This window comes from Streptococcus parasanguinis, assembly GCF_001578955.1.
Classification (GTDB): domain Bacteria; phylum Bacillota; class Bacilli; order Lactobacillales; family Streptococcaceae; genus Streptococcus; species Streptococcus parasanguinis_U.
Map to the genome: position 1 here is coordinate 326,023 of NZ_KQ969690.1, position 5,100 is coordinate 331,122.

At 41.6% G+C, this 5,100-nt stretch carries 6 protein-coding genes; 5 read left to right on the plus strand and 1 reads right to left on the minus strand.

The window, feature by feature from the left end; all coding sequences use genetic code 11:
• Nucleotides 1-270, minus strand: a 270-nt coding sequence (locus SPADD19_RS12630; protein ID WP_241496482.1) for a biotin transporter BioY, incomplete at its 3' end; no start/stop codon positions are given.
• Between the two features lie 204 nt (nt 271-474).
• On the opposite strand from SPADD19_RS12630, the gene SPADD19_RS05420 reads away from it, so the two are divergent.
• From SPADD19_RS05420 to SPADD19_RS05440, 5 genes are all read left to right on the plus strand, one after another.
• Complete coding sequence (locus tag SPADD19_RS05420; RefSeq protein WP_061455455.1) at nt 475-1,017, plus strand: hypothetical protein; 543 nt, start codon at nt 475-477, stop codon at nt 1,015-1,017.
• 135 nt (nt 1,018-1,152) lie between these two features.
• A complete protein-coding gene (locus SPADD19_RS05425) occupies nt 1,153-1,833 on the plus strand; it encodes a response regulator transcription factor (protein ID WP_061455456.1) in 681 nt (226 codons plus the stop codon).
• Nucleotides 1,817-3,172: a sensor histidine kinase gene (locus SPADD19_RS05430; RefSeq protein WP_061455457.1), complete on the plus strand. Its 1,356-nt coding sequence runs from the start codon at nt 1,817-1,819 to the stop codon at nt 3,170-3,172. The genes SPADD19_RS05425 and SPADD19_RS05430 overlap by 17 nt, the downstream gene beginning before the upstream one ends.
• A 29-nt stretch (nt 3,173-3,201) precedes the next feature.
• On the plus strand, nt 3,202-3,582 hold the full coding sequence (gene gloA / locus SPADD19_RS05435) for a lactoylglutathione lyase (RefSeq protein WP_003006623.1): 381 nt from the start codon (nt 3,202-3,204) through the stop codon (nt 3,580-3,582).
• Nucleotides 3,583-3,692: 110 nt separating this feature from the next.
• Nucleotides 3,693-5,075 (plus strand): polysaccharide deacetylase family protein, encoded by a 1,383-nt coding sequence (locus SPADD19_RS05440; protein ID WP_061455458.1) that lies wholly within the window; start codon nt 3,693-3,695, stop codon nt 5,073-5,075.
• Nucleotides 5,076-5,100: the final 25 nt, after the last annotated feature.

The window sequence follows — 5,100 nt, forward strand, 5'->3', positions numbered from 1 at the left end:
GAAGAAGAGGAGGAAACCAGCAGTAGGGCCAAGGAAATGCGAAGCGCCACTAGCACCACCTGCCAATACTGGGAAACCTAAGAAACCAAGAAGTAGGTAGAGGCAGACTGTGACAAAAGCATGACTGGGTTTATAGATGGTCCCGATAATCCCGATCATGAGCGTTTGCAGGGTTAAAGGAATTGGGCCAAATGGAAGGGTAAATTGAGATAGGACGGAGATCATAGCTACTCCAATGGAGATGAGCACTAAAGGAAAGATTTTCTTCATAACAGTTAACCTCTATTTTATTTTATGGTAACAATTCTACAATATCGGTTTCATCCTGTCAATAGTCCCAGTCGTTTTAGGTTGTTTTAAGTAAAAATTTAGGCCTGTTTAAGACTTCTACAGTATAATCGCCTTACTTAAAGGATCGAGCTCCCTTTAAAATTTAAAAGACAAGTACTTGTAAAAAAGATAAAAGGTAAAAATATGAATCAAAAAGAAACAAAACAAGTAGTCGAAACGCAAGAATCCAAAGAAAAAATGGTCGTCCTCAAACGAAGTCCTAAGTGGTGGATCGGTATGGCAGCAGTTGGTGGATTGTTGGTCGGTGCTGGAAGTGGCTATGGTGTCGGTGTCATCGCCTCACAATCTTCCAATAACCAACAATTTTCTCAACCGGTCCAAACAGGTCAGATCCAAGGATCCAATCAGCAACAAAATAGTCAAAATGGGCATGCTTCACAAGGAAACCAGCAAAATGGTGGCCCACAGGACGGCGGTCCACAAGGTGGTGGCCAAGGACAAGGTGGTGGCCAAGGACAAGGCGGCCCGCAAGGTGCCGGTCCGGGTCAGATGCCACAGGAAGGTAATGGTGGCCCACAAGGGAATGGTCCAGATAACGGCATGAACCAATCTGGCGGACAAGAAGGGAACCAGGGGTCCTCTAAAAAGTCCAATAAGAAGAATTCAAAAAATAAAAACAAGACGAGTGACAGTCAAAGTAACAAAGAAAACACGACAAACTCATAGAATTAGCCTTCCTCAGGCAGGCTGAATTTGATCATAAAACCAGGTTCTAAACTATAGGAAATGAAGGCAAGTAGTGTTATAATGGTTAAGAATAGATTAGAAAGACTCACTCACGAAAGAGAAGAGGATACGACGATGATTAAAATTCTAATGGTCGAAGATGACCTTGGTTTATCAAATTCAGTATTTGATTTTTTAGATGATTTTGCGGATGTCATGCAGGTCTTTGACGGAGAAGAAGGTCTTTACGAAGCAGAAAGCGGGATCTATGATTTGATTTTGCTGGACCTCATGCTTCCTGAAAAAGACGGTTTCCATGTCTTGAAAGAATTGCGTGAAAAAGGCGTGACAACCCCTGTTTTAATCATGACAGCCAAAGAAAGTCTGGATGACAAAGGACACGGCTTTGAGCTAGGAGCAGACGATTACCTCACCAAGCCTTTCTACCTAGAAGAGCTTAAGATGCGGATTCAAGCCCTCTTGAAGCGCTCAGGAAAGGTCAATGAAAACACCCTTAATTATGGCAATTTGAAGGTCAATTTATCTACCAATTCGACTTATGTGGATGGGAAAGAAGTGGAACTTCTTGGGAAGGAATTTGATCTCTTGGTCTACTTCCTTCAAAACCAAAATGTCATCCTTCCAAAAACACAGATTTTCGATCGTCTCTGGGGATTTGACAGTGATACGACCATCTCTGTTGTTGAGGTCTATGTTTCAAAAATCCGTAAGAAATTAAAAGGTACTGATTTCGTTGAGAACTTGCAAACATTGCGCAGTGTGGGGTATATCTTAAAAGATGCTAACCAGAATTAAGAAAACCGTCGGGGAAGATGATTTTTCCTACTTCATCCGATATTTTGGGCTCTTTACTTTGATATTCTCAGCCATGACCTTGATTATCATTCAGGTTATGCGCTCGAGTCTCTATACAACCGTCGATGAGAACCTCAAGACTCTCAGTCAGGATCCCTATTCCATTATAGCTATTGCCAACCGGGATCAGAGACAGTCTAATTCCAAAGAGGGTGATGAGCATGAGATGATGATCCCAGATCATGATAAATCGGAACCAAAAGGAGATGTTACTTCCAATACGACTGTTGTTCTGCTGAATAAAAAATATGAAAACTTGACAACCGGTAATGGGTTTTTAAACTTCAAAACCGTAACCTTTGGACGGAAACTGCTCAACAAGGTTTCCCAGCTCCAAATTACAAATAGTTACGGAAAAAAAGAAAGTTACCGGGCTTACGTGACGGATTTGGGCTTGTCAGATGACGGAGATAGCGACGTCAAGTATGCGGTCGTCATGACCAATATCAGTCAGCTAGAGCAGACCAGTGAGGAGCACGAAAGCCAGATCGCTCTCGTCATGATTTGCTTCTGGGGAATCTCCTTGTTTGCGAGTCTCTTCCTTGCACGTCTTAGCGTTAAGCCGCTGCTTGAGAGTATGCAAAAGCAAAAGGCTTTCGTGGAAAATGCTTCCCATGAGTTGCGGACGCCTTTAGCAGTTCTGCAAAATCGCCTCGAAACGCTTTTTAGAAAGCCTGAAGCGACCATTATGGAATCGAGTGAGAATATTGCATCCAGCTTGGATGAAGTTCGAAATATGAAGCTCTTGACCACCAATCTTCTTAACATTGCCCGAAGAGATGACGGCTTGAAAACAGAGACGGAAGATATCGAACCAAGCTTTTTCGATCAGACCTTCTCGAATTTTGAGATCATTGCAGAAGAAAATGGCAAAATCTTCCGAGGAGACAATCAGGTGGACAAAGTCATTTGTTCTGATAGAACGCTCCTCAAGCAATTGATGACCATTCTCTATGACAATGCCTTGAAATATACCGATGAAGATGGCGAGATCCAGTTTGAAGTCCAATTGAAGGATAAAAGTCTTCTTTTGAGAGTGCTGGATAATGGTCCAGGGATTCGAGATGAGGATAAGAAACGGATCTTTGATCGTTTTTATCGTGTGGACAAGGCCAGAACCCGTCAAAAAGGTGGATTTGGTTTGGGCTTATCCCTCGCTAAGCAGATCGTAGAAGCCTTTAAAGGGACCATTCAAGTCAAAGATAATAAACCAAAAGGGACCATCTTTGAAGTGAAATTATCCATTAAGACGGAAAGTCGTAAAAAAAATCGTTCATAATCTTTAAAAAATAGAAAAGAGGAAAACCTATGAGTTCAAAAATGTTGCACACTTGCCTTCGTGTGGAAAACTTAGAAAAATCAATCGCTTTTTACCAAGATGCTTTTGGTTTTGAAGAAAAACGTCGGAAAGATTTCCCAGACTACAAGTTCACGATTGTTTATTTGGCCTTGCCTGGAGATGACTATGAGTTGGAATTGACTTACAATTATGATCATGGTCCATATGTCATCGGAGATGGCTATGCTCACGTTGCCTTGAGTACTCCTGATTTGGAAGGTTTGAATGCGGAACACAAGGCTAAAGGCTATGAAGTGACGGAACCAAAAGGTCTTCCAGGAACACAACCGAATTATTATTTCGTTGTAGATCCGGATGGATATAAAGTAGAAGTCATTCGCGAAAAATAAGAGGGACTAAAAACAAGGGCCGCTGTCGGCTACGACAGTCGCCCTCTTTTTTATGAAACCATTTACAAAAAAGGAATGTTTTTTCGAGAGAAATTTGCTATAATAAAGTTATGAGATTCAAACACACGAAAACTATTTTATTAATCATTACAAATCTCCTTTTATTGAGTCTTTTGTATATCGGCTATCAAAAGATTCAAAGGGTTCGTGAACAAAAAGCCTATCAGGATCAGTTTGCTAAGGTTACCCAACTTGAGAAAAGCTCTGAAAAAGGGAAAGATGTTCAAGTTCAGGAAGGGATTTTAGGAACTTCTTATGTGACGGCTTATTATCCTACTAAGGATGGACAGCCTGTTGAGATTGTGAAAGAGAAGATCCAAGAAGACATTCAGCGTCTAGGATCCGATGAAAAAACCAAAGAACCAAAGCATTTGACTTTCTACCATAGTGAAGAAGCAAATGCGCCTTTTGTTGGCTATCACCCGATCCAAATCAAACGGTCTGAATACCAATACAAAAAAGGGAAATTCATCAAAGATGAGACGGTGAAGTTGCCCCTCTTTTACTTGGATGATGAGAACAATCCTCTGACCCTGAGCCAAGTTTTTGCGGATCCAGATGGAGCTAAGCAGATCTTTTTGGAGGAATTACGAGGGAATTTAGCCTTTCGTCAGCTGGACGAGGAAAGCATTGATCAAATGGTTGCCCACTTCTCAGAGTTGGATTTGAGCCAATGGGAATTCCAATATGAAAAAGGAAATTTCACCATTCCATTTCCAACCAAGGTTAAGGGAGACGATACCTTCACTGTTCCCTTGTCTAAATTCTATGACGTAATTGATACAGAGCGCTTGCTTCCTGATGATCTAGCTTCTTACGAATCCTATATTGAAGAACGCCACCGTAAGATGATTGCTCTGACCTTTGATGATGGACCAGATCCAACCACGACTCCTCAGGCACTAGCCATCTTAAAGAAATACAATGCCAAAGCTACCTTCTTTATGGTCGGAAAAAATGTCAGTGCGAATCCCGATATTGCTAAGCAAGTCCGCAAAGAAGGTCATCAAATCGGGAACCATACCTGGGATCATCCTCAGTTGCCAAAATTGAGCTTGGATAATGCTAAAAAAGAAATCTTGGATACCCAAGAAGCTATTCAAAAAGCGACAGGTGTGCAGACCAAGATTACCCGTCCTCCGTATGGAGCTATCAATAACGCCATCCAATACGGTGTCGACCAATCCTTCATCATGTGGGATGTGGATAGCCTAGATTGGAAGACGCATAATACGACGGCTATTCTCAATGAAGTGAAAAAAGAAGTCAAACCGGGTTCGATTATCCTCATGCATGATATCCATCAAACCACGATTGACGCTCTACCGACCGTCCTTGACTACCTCAAATCACAAGGCTATACCTTTGTAACGGTGGATGAATTGTTGGATTATCAACTTGAAAGTCATCGCATTTATTACAATGGAAATTAACATAAAAATCCTCTGCAGTTCATTC

Bases quoted from the DNA above. Each gene is read 5' to 3' on its own strand.
- SPADD19_RS05420 (WP_061455455.1), top strand. From the start codon at position 475: ATGAATCAAAAAGAAACAAAACAAGTAGTCGAAACGCAAGAATCCAAA.
- SPADD19_RS05425 (WP_061455456.1), top strand. From the start codon at position 1,153: ATGATTAAAATTCTAATGGTCGAAGATGACCTTGGTTTATCAAATTCA.
- SPADD19_RS05430 (WP_061455457.1), top strand. From the start codon at position 1,817: ATGCTAACCAGAATTAAGAAAACCGTCGGGGAAGATGATTTTTCCTAC.
- gloA (WP_003006623.1), top strand. From the start codon at position 3,202: ATGAGTTCAAAAATGTTGCACACTTGCCTTCGTGTGGAAAACTTAGAA.
- SPADD19_RS05440 (WP_061455458.1), top strand. From the start codon at position 3,693: ATGAGATTCAAACACACGAAAACTATTTTATTAATCATTACAAATCTC.